At 65.3% G+C, this 20,119-nt stretch carries 27 protein-coding genes and 1 pseudogene; 10 read left to right on the plus strand and 18 right to left on the minus strand.

Annotation, left to right across the window (positions count from 1 at the left end):
• Positions 1–31: 31 nt before the first annotated feature.
• Complete coding sequence (locus tag IQ216_RS02610) at positions 32–592, plus strand: phosphate-starvation-inducible PsiE family protein (protein ID WP_193814206.1); 561 nt, start codon at positions 32–34, stop codon at positions 590–592.
• Here the strand turns inward: IQ216_RS02610 and IQ216_RS02615 are convergent.
• Entirely contained in the window at positions 579–2,855 is a 2,277-nt protein-coding gene (locus IQ216_RS02615) for an FdhF/YdeP family oxidoreductase (RefSeq protein ID WP_228007052.1), read from the minus strand. The genes IQ216_RS02610 and IQ216_RS02615 overlap by 14 nt on opposite strands.
• Positions 2,856–3,120: 265 nt before the next feature.
• On the opposite strand from IQ216_RS02615, the gene IQ216_RS14390 reads away from it, so the two are divergent.
• The gene (locus IQ216_RS14390; RefSeq protein WP_255510564.1) at positions 3,121–3,249 is read left to right on the plus strand and encodes a hypothetical protein; all 129 of its coding nucleotides are present in this window, start codon (positions 3,121–3,123) and stop codon (positions 3,247–3,249) included.
• Between the two features lie 566 nt (positions 3,250–3,815).
• Here the strand turns inward: IQ216_RS14390 and IQ216_RS02620 are convergent.
• The 4 genes from IQ216_RS02620 to IQ216_RS02635 all read right to left on the minus strand — a co-directional run bounded on the left by IQ216_RS02620 (position 3,816) and on the right by IQ216_RS02635 (position 6,331).
• Entirely contained in the window at positions 3,816–4,007 is a 192-nt protein-coding gene (locus IQ216_RS02620) for a chlorophyll a/b-binding protein (protein WP_228007055.1), read from the minus strand.
• Between the two features lie 295 nt (positions 4,008–4,302).
• Positions 4,303–4,521: a hypothetical protein gene (locus IQ216_RS02625; protein ID WP_193814208.1), complete on the minus strand. Its 219-nt coding sequence runs from the start codon at positions 4,519–4,521 to the stop codon at positions 4,303–4,305.
• A 1,244-nt stretch (positions 4,522–5,765) separates the two neighbouring features.
• Complete coding sequence (locus IQ216_RS02630) at positions 5,766–6,128, minus strand: transposase (protein WP_193814209.1); 363 nt, start codon at positions 6,126–6,128, stop codon at positions 5,766–5,768.
• Between the two features lie 8 nt (positions 6,129–6,136).
• Positions 6,137–6,331, minus strand: coding sequence for a hypothetical protein (locus IQ216_RS02635; RefSeq protein ID WP_193814210.1), 195 nt, complete (start codon positions 6,329–6,331; stop codon positions 6,137–6,139).
• A 135-nt stretch (positions 6,332–6,466) separates the two neighbouring features.
• On the opposite strand from IQ216_RS02635, the gene IQ216_RS02640 reads away from it, so the two are divergent.
• The 4 genes from IQ216_RS02640 (at position 6,467) to IQ216_RS02655 (ending at position 7,821) form a co-directional block, all read left to right on the plus strand.
• Complete coding sequence (locus IQ216_RS02640) at positions 6,467–7,000, plus strand: hypothetical protein (RefSeq protein WP_193814211.1); 534 nt, start codon at positions 6,467–6,469, stop codon at positions 6,998–7,000.
• Positions 7,001–7,046: 46 nt separating this feature from the next.
• On the plus strand, positions 7,047–7,313 hold the full coding sequence (locus IQ216_RS02645; protein ID WP_193814212.1) for a CDGSH iron-sulfur domain-containing protein: 267 nt from the start codon (positions 7,047–7,049) through the stop codon (positions 7,311–7,313).
• On the plus strand, positions 7,310–7,480 hold the full coding sequence (locus IQ216_RS02650; RefSeq protein ID WP_193814213.1) for a hypothetical protein: 171 nt from the start codon (positions 7,310–7,312) through the stop codon (positions 7,478–7,480). Before IQ216_RS02645 ends, IQ216_RS02650 begins: the two co-directional genes overlap by 4 nt.
• A gap of 125 nt (positions 7,481–7,605) precedes the next feature.
• Positions 7,606–7,821 (plus strand): hypothetical protein, encoded by a 216-nt coding sequence (locus IQ216_RS02655; protein ID WP_193814214.1) that lies wholly within the window; start codon positions 7,606–7,608, stop codon positions 7,819–7,821.
• Between the two features lie 112 nt (positions 7,822–7,933).
• Here the strand turns inward: IQ216_RS02655 and IQ216_RS02660 are convergent, their stop codons facing one another.
• The 3 genes and pseudogenes from IQ216_RS02660 to IQ216_RS14060 all read right to left on the minus strand — a co-directional run.
• On the minus strand, positions 7,934–8,170 hold the full coding sequence (locus IQ216_RS02660; RefSeq protein ID WP_193814215.1) for a high light inducible protein: 237 nt from the start codon (positions 8,168–8,170) through the stop codon (positions 7,934–7,936).
• A gap of 257 nt (positions 8,171–8,427) precedes the next feature.
• Positions 8,428–8,571, minus strand: a complete 144-nt coding sequence (locus IQ216_RS02665) for a chlorophyll a/b-binding protein (protein ID WP_193814216.1) — start codon at positions 8,569–8,571, stop codon at positions 8,428–8,430.
• An 88-nt stretch (positions 8,572–8,659) separates the two neighbouring features.
• Positions 8,660–8,749, minus strand: a pseudogene (locus IQ216_RS14060) (DUF1651 domain-containing protein); the annotation flags it as partial.
• 309 nt (positions 8,750–9,058) lie between these two features.
• On the opposite strand from IQ216_RS14060, the gene IQ216_RS02675 reads away from it, so the two are divergent.
• Positions 9,059–9,502, plus strand: a complete 444-nt coding sequence (locus IQ216_RS02675; protein ID WP_193814217.1) for a nuclear transport factor 2 family protein — start codon at positions 9,059–9,061, stop codon at positions 9,500–9,502.
• A gap of 342 nt (positions 9,503–9,844) precedes the next feature.
• On the opposite strand, the gene IQ216_RS02680 is transcribed toward IQ216_RS02675, so the two are convergent.
• Positions 9,845–10,399: a DUF4236 domain-containing protein gene (locus tag IQ216_RS02680; RefSeq protein WP_193814218.1), complete on the minus strand. Its 555-nt coding sequence runs from the start codon at positions 10,397–10,399 to the stop codon at positions 9,845–9,847.
• 5 nt (positions 10,400–10,404) lie between these two features.
• Entirely contained in the window at positions 10,405–10,563 is a 159-nt protein-coding gene (locus IQ216_RS02685; protein WP_193814219.1) for a hypothetical protein, read from the minus strand.
• Positions 10,564–10,870: 307 nt separating this feature from the next.
• Between IQ216_RS02685 and IQ216_RS02690 the strand changes: the two genes are divergently transcribed.
• Positions 10,871–11,842, plus strand: a complete 972-nt coding sequence (locus IQ216_RS02690; RefSeq protein WP_193814220.1) for a glutathione S-transferase family protein — start codon at positions 10,871–10,873, stop codon at positions 11,840–11,842.
• On the opposite strand, the gene IQ216_RS02695 is transcribed toward IQ216_RS02690, so the two are convergent.
• Positions 11,839–12,504, minus strand: a complete 666-nt coding sequence (locus IQ216_RS02695; RefSeq protein ID WP_370566581.1) for a sterol desaturase family protein — start codon at positions 12,502–12,504, stop codon at positions 11,839–11,841. The two genes, IQ216_RS02690 and IQ216_RS02695, sit on opposite strands and share 4 nt — an antisense overlap.
• Before the next feature lie 208 nt (positions 12,505–12,712).
• The gene (locus IQ216_RS02700; protein WP_193814221.1) at positions 12,713–13,099 is read right to left on the minus strand and encodes a hypothetical protein; all 387 of its coding nucleotides are present in this window, start codon (positions 13,097–13,099) and stop codon (positions 12,713–12,715) included.
• A 236-nt stretch (positions 13,100–13,335) separates the two neighbouring features.
• Here IQ216_RS02700 and IQ216_RS02705 point away from each other — a divergent pair, with 236 nt between their 5' ends.
• Entirely contained in the window at positions 13,336–13,986 is a 651-nt protein-coding gene (locus IQ216_RS02705; protein WP_193814222.1) for an ATP-binding cassette domain-containing protein, read from the plus strand.
• Complete coding sequence (fetB, locus tag IQ216_RS02710) at positions 13,983–14,795, plus strand: iron export ABC transporter permease subunit FetB (protein WP_193814223.1); 813 nt, start codon at positions 13,983–13,985, stop codon at positions 14,793–14,795. Before IQ216_RS02705 ends, fetB begins: the two co-directional genes overlap by 4 nt.
• Positions 14,796–14,857: 62 nt before the next feature.
• Here fetB and IQ216_RS02715 read toward each other — a convergent pair whose 3' ends face one another.
• From IQ216_RS02715 to IQ216_RS02740, 6 genes are all read right to left on the minus strand, one after another.
• Entirely contained in the window at positions 14,858–15,505 is a 648-nt protein-coding gene (locus IQ216_RS02715; protein WP_193814224.1) for a hypothetical protein, read from the minus strand.
• A gap of 86 nt (positions 15,506–15,591) precedes the next feature.
• Complete coding sequence (locus tag IQ216_RS02720) at positions 15,592–16,929, minus strand: DUF6880 family protein (RefSeq protein ID WP_193814225.1); 1,338 nt, start codon at positions 16,927–16,929, stop codon at positions 15,592–15,594.
• A 392-nt stretch (positions 16,930–17,321) separates the two neighbouring features.
• Positions 17,322–17,825 carry a type II toxin-antitoxin system YhaV family toxin gene (locus IQ216_RS02725; protein WP_370566582.1) on the minus strand — a complete coding sequence of 168 codons (504 nt, stop codon included), beginning with the start codon at positions 17,823–17,825 and terminating at the stop codon, positions 17,322–17,324.
• A 2-nt stretch (positions 17,826–17,827) separates the two neighbouring features.
• Positions 17,828–18,184 (minus strand): type II toxin-antitoxin system PrlF family antitoxin, encoded by a 357-nt coding sequence (locus IQ216_RS02730; RefSeq protein ID WP_370566583.1) that lies wholly within the window; start codon positions 18,182–18,184, stop codon positions 17,828–17,830.
• 206 nt (positions 18,185–18,390) lie between these two features.
• Positions 18,391–19,305 (minus strand): zincin-like metallopeptidase domain-containing protein, encoded by a 915-nt coding sequence (locus IQ216_RS02735; RefSeq protein ID WP_193814227.1) that lies wholly within the window; start codon positions 19,303–19,305, stop codon positions 18,391–18,393.
• 217 nt (positions 19,306–19,522) lie between these two features.
• Entirely contained in the window at positions 19,523–19,981 is a 459-nt protein-coding gene (locus tag IQ216_RS02740) for a hypothetical protein (protein WP_193814228.1), read from the minus strand.
• Between the last annotated feature and the right edge of the window lie 138 nt (positions 19,982–20,119).

The following is a 20,119-nucleotide window of genomic DNA, read 5'->3' on the forward strand; positions in this document are numbered from 1 at the left end:
CGGATGTTCCGTCCTCTGAGCTGATTCAGTGATGACCAGCAGTACTGCCCAGCTCCCCGCCGAACGACCACCCACCGCCGCCGTCAAGCCCAGCTCCCCTGTTGCCCCAGAACCCCAGGTCAGATTGGCCTGGCATCAGCAGTTGCGCCGCGTTCAGATCGTGCAGTCGCTGGAGGCGGTTCAGGACCTGATCGCCATCACCCTGTGMGTGGGCATCTTCTGTGTGATGGTGCTGCAGATGAAGGTGCTGTTCTCCTCTCTGTTGCAGGAACCCCAGTTCCACGCCATCACGGCAGACATCCTGTTCATCCTGATCCTGGTGGAGTTATTCCGCCTGCTGATCATCTATCTGCAGGAACAGCGGGTGTCGATCGGGGTATCGGTGGAGATTGCGATCGTGTCGGTGCTGCGGGAAGTGATCGTGAATGGTGTGCTCGAAACCGACTGGCACCAGATTCTTGCGGTGTGCCTCTTCCTGATCACCATGGCGGTGCTGATGGTGGTGCGCGTCTGGCTGCCCGCCACCTTTGAGGGGGTGGATCCAGAGTCCAAGGTGTCGGCCCGCTTCAAGGCCGAGATCAAGGCCCACTGACCCCACTCCGCACCAGCACGGGCACCCGCTTGAAGGCTGGGGTGCCCGAGCGGGGATCCACCCGGGGGGTCATCAGCACGTTCACCTCCGGGTAGAACATCAGCGCTGCCCCCTCGCGGATCTCGCCTGGAATGATCTCCACGGCTTCCAGGCTGCCTGCCTCCCCATGCACCGTCACCCGCTGGTGGGCCTCCAGGCCTGCGCTGGCCAGGTCGCCCCGGTTCATCAGGATGGTGTTGCGGTGGGGCATGCCCCGGTAGGCATCGCCGGGTTTGTACACCACGGTGTTGTGCTGGGAGTAGCTGCGGGCCGTGATCAAGGCCAGCACCAGGCCCTTCTCGCGAGGGGCCAGGCCCCCGAAGTGATCGGGCCCCGGCAACGACAGCGCCGGCAGGGGCGTGGGCCGCATCCGCGCCCGTCCTGAGGGGGTGGGGAAGTGGGGCCTGTCGAACACCCGCCCCTCCACGCTGAATTCCCTGTTGGTGGAGTCGATGGCGGCGATCGGGCCGTAGCCCGGCACGGTGCGGGCGATCAGCTCGCGGATGTAGGCGGGATCCTGCAGGCGGCCCCAGTCCACGGGCTCACTGCCCATCAGCCGCCGGGCCAGCTCCGCCAGGAAACCCACCTCGCTGATCAGATCGGCCTGCTTGAGGTGGGTGCTGCCGGGTTCGTTCAGCCGCACGAAGTTGTTGCCCGACTCGGTGGTGGTGCGGTGCGGCGTTTCGAAGCGGTTGAACACCGGCAGCAGCAGGGTGGTCTGGGCGGCGAGGCCATGGAAATGGCCCTGGTTGGGCTTGGTGGCCAGATACATCACCGTGTCGATGCGGCCCAGGGCGCGGCGGGCCTGCTGCGAATCGGGATTGGCGCCCCAGAGGTTGCCCCCCAGGCAGAGCAGCGTGTCCACGGCCCTGCTGTCGGCGGCCTCGATCAGGGCGCGGGTGTCGTAGCCGGGCACCCGGCTGAGGGGGCGCCCCAGCAGGGCTTCGAGGGCCTCCTGCATCGCCGCCCGCAGCTTCACCGACACCCCCATCGAGCCGAAGCCCTGCACGTTGGAGTGGCCCCGAATCGGCATCGTGCCCGCCCCGGGCCGGCCGGCATTGCCGCTCAGCAGGGCGGTGTTGGCGATCGCCTGCACATTGGCGGTGCCGTTCACGTGGTGGGTGATGCCCATCGCCCAGGCGAACACCACGCCTCGGGCGCGGCTGATCATGGCGGCGGCCTGCTCGATCTCCTCGCGGCTGAGGCCGCAGCAGGCGCAGATCGCCTCCCAGGAGGTGGCCTGCAGCGGCTCCAGCACCTCCTGCCAGTTCTCGGTGTGGGCCTTGAGGAAGTCCCACTGGATCGAGCCGGCCTCCAGCAAAGCCTTCTGGATGCCCAGGAACACCGCCGTGTCGCTGCCCGGCACCGGTTGCAGGAACAGCGAGGCGATCTCCGACCCCCGCAGCATCGACTTGATCGGAAAGGCGGGCGAGCCGAACTTGAGCAGCCCCACCTCCAGCACCGGGTTGATCACCAGCACCGAGCCGCCCCGCTCCCGCAGCCGGATCAGCTCATTCATCAGCCGCGGGTGGTTGGCAGGCGCGTTGGAGCCCACCAGCACCACACAGTCGGCCTGCTGCAGGCTCTCCAGGCTCACCATCGAGGTGCCCGAGCCGAACACCTCGGCCAGCCCCACGGTGGAGGGGGCGTGGCAGAGGTCGGAGCAGTCGGCCAGGTTGTTGGAGCCCCAGGCCCGCAGCAGCAGCTGCAGCAGGTAGGCGGCCTCGTTGGAGGAGCGGCCGGAGCTGTAGGAGGCCACCCGTTCCGGCGGACGGCGGAAGGCGGCCTCCGCCAGCACGAACACGTCGTCCCAGCCGAGCCGTTCGTAGTGGCTGCGGCCCTGCCGCAGGATCAACGGGTGGCTGAGGCGGCCGAGGCGGTCGGCCTCCAGGGAGCTGAGCTGTTGCAGCGCGCCGATGCTGCGGCCCGAGAACACCGATTCCGGCACCGCCGGTTGCAGTTCGGCGCTGATCGCCTCCACGCTCTTGAGGCAGCGCTGCAGGGGCTCGCCCAGCTCGTCGCGGAAGCCGCCGTTCTGGCCGCCGGTGCCCCAGGCACAGGAGAGGCAGGCGCTCTTGTGCAGCAGGGTCTGCCAGAGCAGGGGACCCTTCGGCGAGAGGGTGGCCCTGGCCCAGCCGTCGATCACCGGCCAACCGCCGCCGACGCTGGGGCTGCCCTCGGAATCGGCTGCTTCTGCCATCACGACACTCCCGGAGGCGGCCATGGCGTCAGCATGGCGTGGTTCACCCCCGCTAGGACGGCCCTGTGGCGGCTGGAACCATCGCAAGGGCTGATCGACACATCCGTAGGCCGCTCGGGAGCTGAAACGGCGCAGATTTCTGTCTTCTAGCCCAGCAAATGACGGCCCCACGCCCGACACATGCCCAGGACCTGCGAAACGCCTTGGCCTGGTCGCTGACCCTCCTGGTGGCGTGGGGGACATTGGTTTGGTGAAACTTCGTCTGCTGCCCTTGGCCTTGCTGATCACCGTGGCAACAGCCCTTCTGAGCGCAGGGCTGAGCCTCAATGACGGCTCGCTCGCGCTGGGGCCAGCTATCGCCGGCACCCCGATGGTGCCCTGGTGGGCGGCCGGGCCTGTCTACTGGGTCCGCTGGTGAGCATCGCCATCGGCGCTCCTGGAGGGCTGATGCACGATTCGATGACCCTGGGAGCGGTGTTGGTGTCGCTGTGGCTGAGCGGCCTGCCGCACGCAACTGTTCTGTGGCCTGATTGTCTTGAGCCTCCAGAGCAATGGGGCCGTGCTGCCATGGCTGCTCTCCGCTTCGGCCTTCGGCGCCGTGTTGGGAAGCTGGCTGGGTGGAATCAAATGGAATGAGACCCACAAGGAAGTGTTTCTGCCCCATGGGCCCTGAGGCGCCGCTCTGGCCGGCCGGCGGCCACTTACGGAAGATCCTGCCGTGATGCACTGAGTGATGCTGCGCTGAGTTGCGATGTGCTGAATCGTTATGGCTGATGCAGCCGCTGGTAGCGATTGGGAATGGTGTGCGATCTTGCTAGAGCCACAGGCGAGGGCGGTTCAACCCAGTCGCTGACCTCAGGTGATCGGCACCAGCACGGGGGCGAAACCAAGGGCCAGGCCGATCTGCCGCAGGGGCAGGCCCAGCACGGAGGAGGCCAGCTCAATGGCGAGGGTGAGACTCACGGTGCTGGACACGCTCGGGACTCAGAAGCAGAAGGGCAGAAGGTTGGTTCTGCAGGCTGCATAGCCATCCACCAGGGCGCCGAGCCCGATCTGGTGGGCGATGCCGAAGCCGGTGAGGCCTTCCACCACCACGCCGATCACAAGGCCGAGCATGGCGGCGCGGCCGTTGAAGCGCTCGGCCCGGCGGAGCTGGTCGAGGTGGCGCTGTTGCATCTCCTGGTTGTCGAGAGAGCAGGAAGGACCAGAGGCTGCGCTGGAAGACATGGCGTTGTGTGAAGCAACGCAACGAAACGTAACACGCCGTTCTCATGAAGGGCCCCAAGGCGCGGGCGCCAGTGGTTCACCGCCAGGGTTCTGGGGGCCGCCATGAGCCGTGCCGGAGCGCGTCTCGTGCCGAGCTGGGGTTCGCCTGGGTCCTGCCTCCGTTCCCGCCAGCAGCAGTCCCCAGCTCTCAGCCGTTCTGCCCTGCACGGTCGGGTGCGGCTGATGCCTGAGGTGCTGCAGAGGTTCAGAGCTCGTTCAGCAGGCTCAGCGCCTGCATCACTTGGACGCGGATGCCGCCCAATCGGCTCCAGGCCCGAACCGCATCCTGTCTGCTCCGGTAGGGGCGCCAGTCATCCTCAGTGATGCGGCGTTGCAGATGGGTCGCCACGCGCTGCGCGACGGCGACATCGCTGGGTCGTGTCAATCGCAGCGTTGTCCCCGCAATCATCACTTCAGCAGGCATGGCGTTCAAGAGACATCGCGAAGTGACCAGGCCCATTCTCCGCCCTTATCAGAACCGGTCAGGCCAGCATCGGCAAGCACCCCTTCAGCCCATTTACCAGAATCTGCACCGCCACCCAAGAGAGCAATAGACCCATCAGGAGTTGGTGGCATTCCATATCTAAGGCTTGGTGGTGTTCACTACAGGCCGACATGGCGAGTATCGCCTGACGGCCAGATCCGTAAAGTTTCTCACAGTGACAAGCAATCAGCTGCCTTACGTGGAGTACCATGGGGGCTGAAGAGGCAGAAATCTGCCGCATTGAAGCTGAGTAATAATTACTAGGCATGCACCACTTTGCCCTCTTGTTTTTGTGATAGCGCATCCACCAATTTTTTTAGGAGTTTTTTACCATGACGACCCAAGACTTTTGCCGGCCTCAGCTCGTACAAGAGCACACTTCTGCTACTCCTGATCAGCGCGCGCATCACTGGGATGCAGTAGACACCTACCTCACGTGTCTCACGACCTGTGATCTGGAGGATCGTGAGTGCTCCACACGTTGTGTAGAGGTTCTCCGCATGTCCTGTTAAGCGCTTGTTGGCTGCGCAGCGTCGCCAACGTCCTTGGCGCTTGCCACTTGTGATGCCGGTTTACACCAGGGTGCTGAGGGATCGTTTCGTGCATGGTGATCAATAGGATCACCACAGCGGGATAGTCGTTGGGCACCTGCATCACCTTGTCAGCTTGTCAGCGGAGGGACATCCCCAGCCGACACGCGCACCTGCACCTGGGCGATCGAGTCGAGGCCAAGCCGGCCGGGATGCATTCGCACAGCACCTTGAGGATCAACGCCGCTGCCTGCACAGGCGTTTCGGCGGGATGGAAATGGAAACTGCTGGTGGCTTCAGCTGCTTGGATCTGCAGCTCGAGGATGGTGCCGGTATTGTTCGCATGGGTGGCCCTGTTGATTAGATCGGCCCGCATCTGGCCGAGCCCTACCGAGGGCAGCTGGTCTGAGGTGGCCCACGCGTGGTGGCGAAACGCTTGGCAGGCCATCCAGACCTTGAGGCTGTGGCTGGTGACCAGAACGTCCTGATCGAGGTACGGCCAGTCCTCGACAGAAACGGGACGGGAAGGTACTAAGCTGGAGCGGTGGGTTCGTCACCACGACGACATTTGCTGGCGAACGTCTGTACTAGGAGTTTGTTGCTCGTAGAGAATCAGTCCACCGATCAGCCAGGCGGTCCTGCCTTCTCCTCAGCTCATCCGGCAACTCGCTGCCCAGCTTGCCCTTGCCGTAGCGGCGATCCTCCTGGGCAACCGTTTCGCGGAAGCCTTACGGCTACGAGGATCTCGGCCTTGCGCTTGGAGGCGTTGGCCTGCACCTTGGTGTCATCCAGGGCGACATGACCCAGGCTCACCATGCCCGCCTTCTGGCACAGCCGCAGGATCTGAACAAACAGATCTTTGAGAGCATCGAGATTGCGGCGGCGGAACTCACTGATGCGGCTGTGGTCCGGCTGCTGGTTTCCGGTGAGCACTCGGAAGGCCAGATCTTCGTAGCAGGCCCGCTCGATTTTGCGGGGCGAGACGATCCCCACGCAGTAGGCGTAGAGCAGCAGCATCGTCATCATCAGGGGGTCAAAGCCCTTCTCGCCGCGGGGATCCTTGGCTTGAGGGGGATCAGGATCTCGGAGAGATCCAGCTCATCCACCAGATCCAGCAGGAAAAACACCTGGTGCTCTTCTGAGAGCCACTCACGAGGTGACGGCGGCAGCAGGGTGGTCTGCTCCGGCTGCCAGGGGCGGAAGGACTTGGGCTTTTGCATCTCCCATTATCTCGCTCAGATCCACTGCTGTCACTGGGATCTGGGCAGATTGATAGGCGTCTGTGGAGAGGCTGGCTGCTGATCTATGCGCAACGGGCTCCTAGGCGGTGCTGTCTGGGCTGAGGGCTCCCTTCCATGCGCTTCCGGGCCAAAGAGGGGGCCCAGATCTTCCAGGGCAGCATGCCGGAGCAGCCGTTCCTCCATCTGCCGCAGGGTGCCTCGCAGATCGGACCTGCCGCTCGTTGTCGCCTCGTGGCCGTCGTCGTGGTGAGGCGTATTGCGGGGCTGGTGATCGACCATCTCTCCTTCCAGGGCAAGGCCTGGCTTCACTGTGGCGGATCGGGCCTGTTCCCCGTATCCAGCAGCACCCCCGCAGAGCTCTTGGCGGCCCAAGGATGGAGCCGTAAAGAAAGAGATCCCCCTGCCATGCGTGAGGTTGTGTTCCGCGTTGTGCGCGAACGCCCTGGCCAGTTGGAAGCCCAGGCCGAAACCGTGCCCATCCACATCGCCGCGCCGACGCTTGAGGGGCTGCAGCACGAGGCCCGCGATGCCCTGATCGAGCACATGGGGCCTGCCCACTGCACCTACCGGGTGCGGGTGCGCCGCAGCCAGCTCCCAGCGGTGAGCGCGATCCGGCCCCTCCGGCGCCTGCCTGCTCCTTGCAGCTGAACCATCCCCAAACTGGGATCACGCCCCAACGGGAGGGCTGATCCTGATGCCTGAGCCCAACGCCCCCATCCCTGGCCCGGAGCCGCTTGAGCTGCCGGCCGGGGTCCACCAGCTCTGCAGCTGCGGCCGCAGCCGTCACGGCTGGTTCTGCGATGGCGCCCACCTGGGCACCGGCAGGGTGTCCTACGAACTGCGGTTGAGCGAACCCACCACGGTGCTGATGTGCGGTTGCGGGCGCTCCCACCGCTACCCCCTCTGCGATGGCAGCCATGCCGCCCCGACCCGCAGGCCCTGGTGGCGGCGATGGGGGTGACGGGGTCACTCGTGCTGGTGGCTGATGACCCGGCTGCGCTGGCGTCCTTCTGTGGCGCTCTTCTTGAGGTGGAGCCCCTGCCTGGGTTGAGCCCCACCCACTGGCGGGTGCCCTGGCCGGCCGGTGGATTCCTGGAGATCGACCAGTCCTCCCGCTGCAGTCCTTAACCCAGGCGCAGGGCCACGGGACGCTGTGTACGGGGGCGATCCGGGGCGGGAAGGAAGATGCCGGTTAACCGGCCGCGGAGCGGCGAACGGCGCGCCAGCTTTACATCAGTTCACATTTAGTAGTCGTGACTGTTTCCCAGCTGCACCAGCAGGCCATGGCATCAGGCGTCATCAGCTTTGAGGAGATCCATTGGCTGGCCCGCCACCGCGATGCCTTCACGCCCCAGGAACGACAGCTTGCTGTTGGCCTGATCCGTTTCATTCAGCAGGGGGTGCTCAACTTCGGCTGCCGCCTGGCTTGCGGCCAGGATGGATCCACGGCCGAGGCGGCCGTGGGCTGAGTCGTTGCGGTCCTGACGGCTCGATCTCAATGACACGAACTTCAGCGATGAGTAGGCAAGAGAAACCCCCAGGCCCGGCCCGGGGGTTGATGCGGCTCGCTGGGCGAGCGATTCAGAAGCAGAAGGGAAGGAACTGGGTGCGGCAGGCGGCATAGCCGTCGACCAGGGGCCCAAGGCCAATCTGGTGTGCGATCCCGAAGCCCGTGAGTCCCTCGACGATGACGCCGATGACGATGCCGAGCATGGCGGCGCGGCCGTTGAAGCGCTCAGCGCGCTTGAGCTGATCGATGAGGATCTGCTGGGTGGTGGTGTCGTCGGGCGATTGATTGCTGGCGGGGGTGTAGGTCATTGATGGAATGAATCGGTGTATTGAAAGGGTGTACGCGCAGGTACGTTGAGGGTGGTGGTCAGCTCGCAGGATCCGGCCGGAGCAGTGAACCCATCAGCCAGGCGCTGAAGAGAAGGATGGTGAGGGTGGCGATCATCGGGGGTTGTGCGGAGCGAGGTCGCTGGGGCGTGAAAGAACAAAGGCCGTCATCGCGGTGAGAATGATCACCAGGGCGGTGACGCCGGCGATGGCTGCGGAATAGTCGGTGCTCATGGCGATCAACCCAGGCCGATCTGGGAGAGGATGCCTTGGTCGGTGAGCAGCTCGGTGCTGAGGCCGATCACAAAGCCGAGCATGGCCAGACGGCCATTCCAGGTCTCGGCGAAGGCGACGAAACCGAAACGGCTGGTGGAGTGGGACATGAAAGCTGCGCGGTGTTGAGAGCAACGTAACACTTCGTAACGAATGTGTCGAGGTGGGGCTGCGCTCTGTTCCCTGGGGCCTCCCTGATCAATTGGCTGGGAGCTGCCACTGCGGAGGGCACTCCGTCCAGCCCTGCCGCCGCTTCTGGCTCCAGAGCTTGATGGCCTGCTCGCGGGGGAGTTCCTGGCGCCGTCACCGCTGCGCGGAAGGCTGCGCCTAGAGCAGCGGCACGGCCTCACCCTGCAGCAGCTCGCCGCTGGTCACTTCCAACGCCTGGTTGTGGCGGCTCTAGCGGGTGGGCAGGAAGTGCAGCACCTGTCGGCCGTCGCTCAGCCAGTGCATCCTGGGTGAGCACGGCGGACGCCTGGCCTCCAACTTGATGAGGGGATGATTCCGGCGGATCAATCAGGCTGGATGGACGCGCATCCTGGCTCCAGAGCTGCCAGCCTTTGCTCAGATCCATGCCCGCTGGTCCTCCGTGCCGCCATGACCGCAGTTCTCACGCCGCCGCTTACAGGGGAAACGCTCAAGGCCCTGTTTACGAAGCCCTATGGCGCGCCAGCGCCCACGGAGGAGCAGTGGCGCAGCGTCTACGACCCCAAGGTCCATTTTCAGGATCCAACCCAGGAGAGGCAAGGCATCGAGGCCTACATCACGGCTCAGGAGGGACTGATGCGCCGTTGCGATGACATCTTCCTTGAGCCCGGTGCCGTGGTGCTCAGTGGCGATACGGCCTTCGTGGAGTGGACGATGGGTCTAAAGATCAGGGGGATTGAATTCGTCTATCCCGGTACCACCCGCCTCCGAATCGGGGCAGACGGGAAGATCGTGGAGCATCGCGACTATTTTGATTTTGTTGGCCCCACCTTCATGCCTCTGCCGGTGGTGGGTGGCTTTTTGCGCTGGCTCTACCGGCGATTTGTCTCTTGAGCCCTGGAGATCCCCATCACAACGCCAGCAACACAACTTCATCTGGAAATGTGTTTGCTGCTTTCCACACTCAGTTCCCGATCGGCACGGATGGGCAAGGCAGAGCGGGTAGACCGGATATCCAGGTCGTCTCCATCTTGCTTAGCTCCATTCCGTTGCTGGCCGCCACCTGTCTGGTGGGATTCGGAGTGCTGCAACTGTTATTCAGCACTGGCTCGTGGTAGCCAGCCGTCGGCAGGTGTCAGAAGCGCCTGTGCATCAATGGTTCCTATGGTTCTGGGGGACTCCAACTGCCCGGTTTCAACTACGTATCCGGCTCTGCGGGCACCTGTCGCTGCCGCGTCAGGACAGCCAGCCCCGCCCAGCAGCCAGCCGTGAGGCGCCCTGTACGGCCGTGATGCAGCTCTGGGCGCGGTGTTTGGCATCGTTCTGGCCCTGAGCCCGCAGCACATAGGCCTCCATCGCCTCAGGGGTCTCGATCAGGGCAAGCAACCCAGCGGTGCATGCCGGCAGGGAGCCATCGGCGAGCAGTCGGCTCACCAGGCCGTGGTTCCACAGCGGCTCCCCTGCGGAGCCAGGCTCGAACAGCTCCTGGCGCAGCACTGCCAGCAGCGACTGCTTGAGGGCGTCGAGCTGTCCGGGCCGCAGCCGGCGGCTGTTGGGCAGGCCCGCCGCAGGTCCGGCCGGGATCGCGGCGGGGTGTTCGGGTGTGTGCTCCGCGCTCCAGCTCAACCCCGTTCCTGGCAGGCCGACAGTTGTACGCGTTCCGCCGCTGCGGCTCATGGGGATGTTGAATGAGGCTCCTCTTCCGCCAACAGAGATCGAGCTGAGCCCCCTCTTGGCAAAGTTGAAACGCAGTGGCCCCAGGCGGGCGGAGCGGCGGAAACGGAAGCCCATGGCGATCAGCGGCTTTTTACGCAGTGGCTGCCGGAGAAATAGAAGCCCAGAGCACCCCCGCCCACTTTGGAGAGGGGCCGCATGCGCAGCTGAACCTTGGACACCACCCGCGACTCCAGAATGTCGTTGACCTGCACCTGGCCGCCCGCCGCCAGGGCCGTCACCCGCCAGGTGCCACGTCAGGTTCACGGAAAGGAACCCAGGAACACGTGATCAGGTTGCGATGACGACAGAGCTACCGGGTTATTCTTGCTACCAAAGTCCAGCGAAGACCTGCCACTTTCCTCTCAGTGGAGTGACTTCTCAGACTCAGTGTCGACGCACAATGGGGCGTCCTGGCTTCCATGCATTGGCGCCATGGTCCGTATCCCTCTCGGCGCTGTCTGGCGTTGCTCTGATCTCCCCGGCTCCACTGTGTGGCTGCTGCCTGCCTTGGTCCAGTACCGTCTCATCCAGTGAAGGAAGCCACCCATGGGCCTGCTGGTGGACGGTGTGTGGCGCGACCAGTGGTACGACACGAGCCAGAGCGGCGGGCGCTTTGAGCGCTCCCGCGCGGCGTTCCGCCACTGGATCACCCCCGATGGCCAGGCCGGCCCCTCCGGTCAGGCCGGTTTTGAGGCCGAGCCAGGCCGCTACCACCTCTATGTGTCGCTGGCCTGCCCCTGGGCCCACCGCACCCTGATCGTCCGGGCCCTCAAGGGTCTGGAGACGCTCATTCCTGTGTCGGTGGTGCACTGGTTCATGGGGGATCAGGGCTGGACCTTCAACCCAGGCGAGGGCGTGGTGGGCGACCCGAATGAGGGGGCCCAGGTGCTGCATCAGCTCTACACCCTGGCTGATTCCATCTACAGCGGCAGGGTCACCGTTCCCGTGCTGTGGGACAAGCAGCAGCGCACGATCGTGAGCAATGAATCATCTGAAATCATTCGGATGTTCAACTCCAGCTTTGATCAGCTCGGCGCCCTGCCGGGTGATTTCTATCCCCACTCACTGCGGCAGGAGATTGATGCCATCAATGATCAGGTGTACCGGCAGGTGAACAACGGCGTGTATCGCTGTGGCTTCGCCACCACCCAGCAGGCCTACGAAGAAGCCCTGCAGCCCCTGTTCGCCCTGTTGGATCAGCTGGAGCAGCGCCTTTCAGGCCAGCGCTATCTCGTGGGGGAGGTGATCACCGAGGCGGACTGGCGCCTGTTCACCACCCTGCTTCGTTTTGATCCGGTGTATGTGGGTCACTTCAAGTGCAACCTGCGGCGGCTGGTGGACTATCCCCAGCTCTGGGCCTACAGCCGTGAGCTCTATCAAGTGTCGGGGGTGGCCGAAACGGTGAATTTCAATCACATCAAGCGCCACTATTACCAGAGCCACGCCACCATCAATCCCACCGGTGTGGTGCCCCTGGGGCCTGATCTGGATTGGCTGGAGCCCCACAGGCGCGGCTAGGGGAGGATCGCCCCGCGCCTGGCCTGAAGCCGCTGGGCGTAGGTGGCGTCTTCGGTTCCAAAGACCCTGTCCCACAGGGTGAAGTAGAGCCCGTAATGCAAGCCCTGGCGACGGTGGTGGATCGAGTGGTGGGCCGGGCCGATCAGCCAGCGCCCCAGCCAGTGGTGCGGAAAGCGCAGCGGCAGGTGATCGAGGCCGAGGTGGTTCACGATCGCCCAGATGGTCATGGTGGTGAGCACCGCCAGCAGCGTCACCGGGTGCAGGGGCAGCAGCATCACCACCGCCACCAGAAACAGCGCCTGAACGGCCGCTTCCAAGGGGTCAAAGGCAAAGGACGTCCAGGGGGTGGGCTGGCGGCTGCGGTGATGGCCCTGGTGGAACCAGGGGTAGAGGGCGGGGTGATGGAAGAGCCGGTGGCTGGCGTAGAAGAAGGCGTCCTGCAGGATCAGCACGGCGCCATAGCTGAGCCCGAGATACCACCAGCCGTACTGCTGCGGTTGGCTGTAGAGCCGGGTGAGCCCCATGGTCTGCAGCGTGATCAACCCCGCCGTCGCCAGGGCAAACACGCCGGCCGAAAGCACAGAGAGGTAAATGTCGCGGCGGATTCCATCGCCGACCTGCTCGGAGCGCGCGTACAGCAGCCACCAGGAGACACCGGCCATCACGAAATAACGAATCAGAATGATGACAAAGATGCTGAATCCGTAAAAGACCAGAGAGTGATCAGCGAGGCGTGCTGTGAGGGCTTCTGCTTGGCTCAGAGGCATTGTCATGGTTTCCTATTTCCCCTTCTTCGAGCCGTGACCATCCTAGGTGGGGTTCCAGTTCTTGAGTTGTCTCTTGAGCGCCGAAGCAGAGGTGTCTTTGGGCTCAACGCCCGCTTGGTGCAGAGCCGATCCTGACCTCAAGCAAGCCGTTGCAGGGGAGCATCAACGGGCCTGTCAATTCCCTTGGCACCACCAAGGAAGCACTAGCACTTGGCGCGAAGATGACATTCTGCATCCCCAGGAGGGCTGGAATCCCGGCCACATCGGGGCCATTGCCCAGTTCACTAGAGCTGAGGCCCTGGCTCAGTTCGATGCCCAGGACCACTGCGGCAACGGCGATGGCGCCCTCGATGCCGGCGATGCCATCTACGGCCAGCTGCGCAGCTGGCGTGATCTCAACAGCGATAGGGTTTCCCAGAGCGATGAACTCACCGGCCTGGCGGCGACATGGCGCCCGCCGCGCCCACGGCGTTGCCGATCGTGGAACCACAGGCCAGCGAACCGCTCGGCACCGAGCCGCTCTCATCGGAACCGTTCAGCCTTCAGACCCTGCAGCTCGAACCGCTGCTGCCGTCACCCCAACCGGCGCCATCGCTGCTGAGCAGGCTGGTGTCCAGGCGCACGAACGTCACTCGGCCAAGGGGCTGGCCGCTGCATCGACCTCGCCCTTGCGGCTGGTGGCCCTGCCGGGTCTGAGCAGACTGGGCTCTGAATCCGCTCTCCGCCGTGGACTGTCCTCTGCTCCTGCGCGCCGAAGGGCTACAGCGCCAGCTGGGCGMTCGACGGCTCTGGAGCCGGCTGGATCTGGAGCTGGCCGCCGGCGAGCGCCKGGGGCTGCTGGGGCCTTCTGGGGCGGGCAAGACGCTGTTGCTGCGAGCGATGGCCCTGCTGGATCCGCTTCAGGCAGGCTCGATCCGCCTGCAGGGGCGATCGCCGCTGGGCTGGGGACTGCCCCGCTGGCGTTCGCTGGTGCTCTACCTCGCCCAGCGGCCTGTCGCCCACGCGGGCACGGTGGAGGCCAACCTGCGCAGCCCCTGGCGTTTTCAGGAGCGGCGGCGCCAGGCTGGCTGGAGGCCAGGGCGCATCACCTCGTGGTTGGCGGCCCTGGGCCGCGATCCTTCCTTTCTGAGCTACGACGCCGAGAGGCTCTCTGGCGGCGAGCTGCAGCTGTTGGCGCTGCTGCGGGCCCTGCAGTTCGACCCCAGCGTCTTGCTGATGGATGAACCCACCGCTTCCCTGGATGGCGCCACCACCAACGCCGTCGAGACCCTGCTGATCAGCTGGCTGGCCGCAGGCCCCCGGGCGCTGCTGTTCACCAGCCATGACGGCGACCAGGTTCAGCGCCTGGCGACCCGCACCCTGGAGCTGCAGCCATGACCGCATCGGAGGCCGGAGCCCTGGCGATCAGCGATGGCCGTCTGGCGCTGTCAGCCCTGCTGATCCTGGTGAATGTGGGCCTGTCGCTGGCGCTGCGCCTGGGCCTGGCTCGCAGCCTGCTGGTGGCCTCCGTGCGGATGGTGGTGCAGTTGCTGCTGGTGGGCTCGGTGCTCGAGTGGCTGTTCCGCCAGGACAATGCCCCGCTGATCGTGCTGCTGGGGGCGGCGATGGCGATGATCGCCGGGATCTCGGCGGTGCAGCGCACCCGGCGCCGCYTCGTGGGGATCTATCTCAACAGCCTGCTGTCGGTGCTGGCCGCCTCAGCCCTGGTCACGGGGCTGGCGGTGGCGGGGCTGATCCAACCCCAGCCCTGGTACAACCCCCAGTACTTGATTCCTCTGCTGGGCATGGTGCTGGGCAACGCGCTCAACGGCATCTCCCTTGGCCTCGATCGCTTCATGGAGGGCCTGGGCAGCGGGCGCGATCAGGTGGAGACGGCCCTGGCCCTTGGTGCCACGCGCTGGGAGGCCTGTCAGGAGGTGGTGCGTGATGCCATCCGCGTGGCGATGATTCCCACGATCAATTCCATGATGGTGATGGGGCTGGTGAGTCTGCCGGGGATGATGACCGGCCAGATTCTCCAGGGAGCGGCACCCGCAGCGGCCGTGCGCTACCAGATTGTGATCCTGTTCATGGTGGCTTCTGCCACGGCCCTGGGCGTGTTCGGCGTCGTCGCCCTGGCCTATGGGCGGCTCACCAGCCCGGAGCACCAGTTGCGCCTCGACCGGCTGGTGACGGTGGGTGATTAGAGGGCCATGGCGGCGCCTGAGTTCTGGCGATGGAGTCTCGGCAGAGTCAGCCCGGCCACAAATCAGCCCGGCCACAAAAACGTATTGAAGTAGCGCGTGCCGATGCTGTTCTGATAGCCCAGGGTGTTTTTCTCTGACAAGCTCACGACGGCGCCCAGTCGGTCGGCCGTTTTGACGCATTGCTGGAATGTCTGGGCTGTGTAGCATTGAATATCCAGCTGATTGCATCCCCTGGGAGGCACCAGGCCAACCTGGAAGGGCTGGATGCTGCAGAAGATCGGTTTGGTGTAGAGCTGGCGAAGCCGATAGAAATCGTAGAGCGTGTAATTCGCAAAAAAGTGATCATCCACCTGAATGCCATCGCCGTGGCGTGCTTCATGCAACAGGTCGGGCACGCTCAGGGAGCGGTATTGGGGCGATTGAACCCACACTACCGGCATCAATCCCTGCTGGCGGGCCTCCCGGGCCACCTGCTGTTGCGTGGCATCAGAGACCTTGCGGTAGTCGAGAAAGACCACGCGATAGCGCACGGCTCGAATCCGAGCCATCAGCTCGCCCATCCTGTTGGTGGAGCTGTAATACCAGATCTGGGGCTGCGACAGCCATGTGCCGTTGGGTGCTGCCGTCGCCAGCAGCGGCGCCAGGGCCAGGGCGAAGACCGAAGCCTGGCAGGCGAGGCATCGGAACTGGCGAAACAGCTGCAGCGACATGGACAAGATCTCGTTGGTCTGCCCTGGGTGAAGACGCGTGGTGAGTGTCGTGCTGAGTCTGCAAATCATCGCCTTTGACCTCTCCATCACTCCAGCCTTTCCCAGAACTGCCAGGTTCCTCCGAACCTGTCATGAAGTCTCTCGACGTAGGTGGCGTGGTCTGGGTGCCCCTGCCAGTCGTCGATGCGGGCCGCCAGCTGGTCGCAGCTGCGCAGCTGCTCGGCGGCGTAGCGGTAGCGCTTGTTGCGGCCCATCTCCAGCGCGAACACCACCAGCGGCCGTAGCAGCAGCGTGGCCGCGAGGGGATGCTGTGCACCGAGGCGCTCGGCGGCGGCGCAGTGAATCGTGTAGGCCTCCCCATTCCACTCGCGTGCATGGGCCAATACATGGCGGGCTGCGCGGGAGAGGGCCGGCCATGCCACCAGGAACTGCAGCCCCCGCAGGCTCTCCGGATGCTGCCCGGCCAGCTGCAGGGCCCGCTCCTCCGCCTCCACATCCGCAAAGTCGTCCAGGCGCTGCAGGTAATCGCGCAGGTGGGGGATCGAGAGGCTGTGGCTGAACCACTGCCAGCGCACCTCCTGGGCTTCCGCCCGGCGATTGAGGGCTTCGAGCACGGCCATGCGGCTGTCGTGCCACGCCGAATCCTCAACACCTGGGGCCGCCTCCGTGGCTGCATCGAGGATCTCCAGGGCCTGCTGCGTCCGCTCGCAGCTCAGCAGCTGCTGGGCGACGCCGGCGGCGATGTCGCGCCAGCGCAGATCCTCGGCATCGAACTGGGCCAGGTAGCCCTCCACATCCCCCCGGGCCAGAGCGATCTGGAGCAGGTGGGTGTCGCCGTTGCGGCCGCCGCGCTGGCGGCAGCTGCTCTCCAGCCGCTTCAGGCCGCTCTGGCCCAGGGCCTCGCTCAGCACCGGCACCAGCCCATCGAACTGCTCATGGCCGTTCTCGGCCAGCAGCTCGGCAACCTGCTCCACCAGGGCTTCCGGCTCCAGCTGGGCGGCCTGGGCCAGCGGCCCGAGCTGCTTGACGGCCCGCTCGAACACGGCGACCACCGTGCTGGTGTTGCCTGTGCAGCGCTGCAGCACCCCTTCGGCGAGTTCCAGCAAACGGAGCAGGAGATCGCAGGCCAGCTTCGGGTCAGCGGTTGCGATCGGGCCGCTGATCGCCTGGAGCTGAGCTTCCAGCTCACTCACTAGGGCCTTGCGCCTGCGCGAGTCCACCAAGCTGCTGGCCCGATCCATGGCGCTCAGACGTTTGCGCACGTCCTGAGCGGCGGCGTCGCTCCCCTCGGCGGCGGCCAGGGCCAGCCGCAGCCGCCTCTGGATCACGGCGTTGCCACCGCTCACCTCGATCAGCAGCTCCGCCAGGACGGCAGCCCCCAGGGCTTCCAGGTTGCTGGCCTTGAGGGTGCGCTTGCTGGCCACTGGGCTACGGCAGGGCGGGGGTTCAGAAACAGGCGCGATCCAGCTGCTGCCCAGGCTCAACGCTCAGCCTGCTGTTGGGCCCAACGACGACCTCGATCCGGTCATCATCCTGCAGGCCGGCCTGGCGCAGGCGATCGGTGGAGTGGTGAGTGGGTTGGACTGCGCCCGAGGCGCCTGCTTGGCCGCGCTCTGTCCAAATTTAGAGGCCGAAAGCTACGCCAGGCTGGAATGGTGCAGCACCGGAGATGCCGCTGGCTTCAGCAGGCTCTGGGTGCGTTGATGTTGTCTTCTGCTGGTTTGCAGAACGCACCTTCTGGTTCGATAGGCCGGCAGAACGGCAAACGGATACCAGCTGAGGAGGTGGCAGACAGCATGCCAATTTCCGCTTCAGCTCAAGGCAGCTGATCCGTGAGTTGCTGCAAGCGCCCGGTGGCCTGCCCCGCCTCTCGCAAGAGCTCCTCCCAGTCATCTGGCGGATGGCCGCTGGTCAGCATGGACTGGAACACCCGATAGGCATCGGTCTTGCTGCCGTAGGCGCGTTTGGTGCCGGTGTCGTTCACCCAGCCCAGCACGATCAGCCGTGAGCGGGTGTGAAAACGGAAGAACAAGTGGTATTGCTGAAAGAACCTGGCCCGTCGCCAGTGGCGATGCTCAGCCCCGAGCGTGGATCCCTGCTGGTACTCCTTGCGGCTGGGATCCCGGGGAATGTCCTGGAGCATCAGGCGGGCGATGGCCGCAAGGCGCTTGCTGGCGTTCTTGCTGCCGTATCCCGGCGGGTCTTTGCGGCGCAGCTTCTCCACATCTGCGAGCAACGACTCCAGCTGATCGAGAAACAACGGGTGCGCATAGACCCTCCACCCGTTGATCACCGCGGGCGATCCTGCAGCGGTGCTCACCGTCAGGCGGGCTCGTCGCTGGCGATGTCGTCGTCGTCGGGAAGCACTTGATCGATGTCTACATCGATGGCACCCACCAGATCCTGCAGGCGGCTGACCAGATCAGCGGTGATGGGCCGCAAGCGCTCTGGATGCTGGCTGATGTCCTGCTCCAGCAGGGCCAGAAAGGGGGCCAACGCCGGATCGTCGACTTCTACCGCCGGGCTGACGCGCTGCAGCACCACCTCACCATTGGAGCGAAAGGCGTAGCGGATCCGGTCGCGCTTGCGAAGCCCCAGGGCCTTGCGCACCGGCTGCGGCACGGTGGTCTGATAGCGATCCGTCAGGGCCGATTCCACCTCCTCCGGTGGTGAGCCCACGCCGGAGGCTTCAACAGTGGGGGAAGAGAGAGCGGCCATTGGAGACCCAACGGTTGCTCCTTAACGGTAATGCATGTGCATTGCCTTGGGGATGGGAGGGCGGCGGGCCAGCGCGAGCGAATCGGCAAGCAGGCCCCTGGTGCCTGACTTGGATCGCTGCCGCGGAGAAGGGCGCCGGATCGGCTGCTGCTGATTGGCCGCCCGGATCAGGGCCTTATCCGCTGACGCGTCGTGGGGCTGGGCACTTCTGGCCCCTCAGGGCCGATCACATCGGCGGCCTTCCTGGCATCGCTGAGCACCTGCAGCAGCACCCGGGGCGATTCGCGCAGCAGCTCGACCCAGTGGCCCAGATAGGCGGCGTGATTGGCCATGGCACTGCCGATCTCGAGCCGATCGCCCAGCAGCACCGCCCCCAGCTCAGCCACCAGCTCCTCACGGGCATAGGCCTTGCCGCCATCGCCGCCCTCACCCATGCCGCCGGAGAGATCCCGGGCCAGCCGGGAGCTGTGGCCGGAGGAGTGGATCGCCTCATGGGCCCAGGTGGCATAGAGCGCCGCCGCTGAATGGAAGGCCGAGCGATCCGGCAGCTGGATGCGATCCGGCCCCGGCAGATAGCAGGCCCGATCGCCGCCATGGCGCACCGGCACCGGCCAGCGGCTGAGGACGGTCTCAGCCGCCGCCAGCCGCTCGGGTTCGGGCCACTGGATCACCGCCTCGGCCTGGCGGCGCGTCTGGAGGAGCCCCTCCAGCGCCTCGCCCTCCAGATCGGCGGCATTGAAGACCGCCACCGGCCGGTAGCTCACCCAGCGGCGGCCAGCCGCATCGGCCGGATCAGCCTCGGCCAGCTGGCCTTCTCCCCGCTGATGCACCTGGGGCCGCAGCACGTGCACGGCCTTGCTCCCCTTGCGGGGGAAGATCCCCAGCGCCTTGGCCTCGGCAAAGCCGCACCAATAGGGCAGGGCTGAAGCCCGCAGGTGCATGCCCAGGGTGAGCAGCACCGGATTGGCACCGCGGTAGCGACGGCCGGAGAGCAGATTCACGTGGTGCCCGCCAGCGGCGGCATCCCACTCGCGCCGCCAGGGGGTGGTGCCCGCCTCCAGCAGGGCGACCAGGGAGGCCACCAGCTTCTCTTCTGGCGAGAGCTTGGGGCCGGGAGTGCCTTTCGGTGTGGTGGTGGATCGTGATGTGGAAGCAACAGCCACGGGTGGCAAGCGCAGGACCGCAAGCGCCAGCGCGGCCAGCGTCAAGGGCCGGCCGCAGCGCTCACAGAAACCAATGCCCCAGGTGTCCCATCTCCTGCCGCGGACCGGCTTGCGCCAGCCCTTGAGCGGCACGCTTCTAAATGGCCCGATCCACCCGCACGTAGCCGGCGTTCGTGCAGCGTCCCTGCTCACCGGCTGGGGTGGCGATTCTGCCGCTGAGGCGATCGATGGTGAACAGCACCACTTGGCTGGCAGGCTGCAGGATTTGAATCTGTCCACTGCCAACCCTGGCCTGCACTGTTCGGCGCTGGCCGCTGAGCGGCCAGAACGACGAACCACTGGCAGAGCCTTCGCGGAGGTTGAAATCAACGAGGGTCCCCAGGCCCCCCACCGAGGCAGGCGCTAACGAGCAGATCATGTTGATGGGGGAGGCCAGGGCTGAACGGCTCAGCTGCAGCGCCGTCCAGGTCAGCAGCAGTGCCGGCAACGCCAGCAGCTGCCGCCGCGGGCGCGGACCGCGGCAGGAAGGGCGGTGGCTGTGGTCTTCGCCGGATGTCATGCCGTAGGTGCCGTCTCCGGGTCGTAACACTGCCATGAAAGTTCGATCAGCGCGTCCTCGCTCAGCTTGATCTCACCCCGTCCGAGTTGCACAGCTCTCCCCATGGCCGGTTTCGGATCTCCATTCCTTTGCCGGTAAGCCCCCAGTCATGTGGCGGGGCTTCTGTCCAGCCCC

The organism is Cyanobium sp. LEGE 06143 (assembly GCF_015207535.1).
In the GTDB taxonomy this organism is placed as follows: Bacteria; Cyanobacteriota; Cyanobacteriia; order PCC-6307; family Cyanobiaceae; genus NIES-981.

What these genes read in the sequence shown, in the direction of transcription:
- IQ216_RS02620 (WP_228007055.1), bottom strand. Translation starts at nt 4,007, where the DNA reads ATGCAACAGCGCCACCTCGACCAGCTCCGCCGGGCCGAGCGCTTCAAC.
- IQ216_RS02690 (WP_193814220.1), top strand. Translation starts at nt 10,871, where the DNA reads ATGGGCCTGCTGGTGGACGGTGTGTGGCGCGACCAGTGGTACGACACG.
- IQ216_RS02680 (WP_193814218.1), bottom strand. Translation starts at nt 10,399, where the DNA reads ATGGGCTTCCGTTTCCGCCGCTCCGCCCGCCTGGGGCCACTGCGTTTC.
- IQ216_RS02615 (WP_228007052.1), bottom strand. Translation starts at nt 2,855, where the DNA reads ATGGCCGCCTCCGGGAGTGTCGTGATGGCAGAAGCAGCCGATTCCGAG.
- IQ216_RS02715 (WP_193814224.1), bottom strand. Translation starts at nt 15,505, where the DNA reads ATGTCGCTGCAGCTGTTTCGCCAGTTCCGATGCCTCGCCTGCCAGGCT.
- IQ216_RS02630 (WP_193814209.1), bottom strand. Translation starts at nt 6,128, where the DNA reads ATGCTGCTGCTCTACGCCTACTGCGTGGGGATCGTCTCGCCCCGCAAA.
- IQ216_RS02625 (WP_193814208.1), bottom strand. Translation starts at nt 4,521, where the DNA reads ATGCCTGCTGAAGTGATGATTGCGGGGACAACGCTGCGATTGACACGA.
- IQ216_RS02665 (WP_193814216.1), bottom strand. Translation starts at nt 8,571, where the DNA reads ATGTCCCACTCCACCAGCCGTTTCGGTTTCGTCGCCTTCGCCGAGACC.
- IQ216_RS02660 (WP_193814215.1), bottom strand. Translation starts at nt 8,170, where the DNA reads ATGACCTACACCCCCGCCAGCAATCAATCGCCCGACGACACCACCACC.
- IQ216_RS02635 (WP_193814210.1), bottom strand. Translation starts at nt 6,331, where the DNA reads ATGCAAAAGCCCAAGTCCTTCCGCCCCTGGCAGCCGGAGCAGACCACC.
- IQ216_RS02740 (WP_193814228.1), bottom strand. Translation starts at nt 19,981, where the DNA reads ATGGCAGTGTTACGACCCGGAGACGGCACCTACGGCATGACATCCGGC.
- IQ216_RS02695 (WP_370566581.1), bottom strand. Translation starts at nt 12,504, where the DNA reads ATGGCCGGTGTCTCCTGGTGGCTGCTGTACGCGCGCTCCGAGCAGGTC.
- IQ216_RS02675 (WP_193814217.1), top strand. Translation starts at nt 9,059, where the DNA reads ATGACCGCAGTTCTCACGCCGCCGCTTACAGGGGAAACGCTCAAGGCC.
- IQ216_RS02640 (WP_193814211.1), top strand. Translation starts at nt 6,467, where the DNA reads ATGCGCTTCCGGGCCAAAGAGGGGGCCCAGATCTTCCAGGGCAGCATG.
- IQ216_RS02645 (WP_193814212.1), top strand. Translation starts at nt 7,047, where the DNA reads ATGCCTGAGCCCAACGCCCCCATCCCTGGCCCGGAGCCGCTTGAGCTG.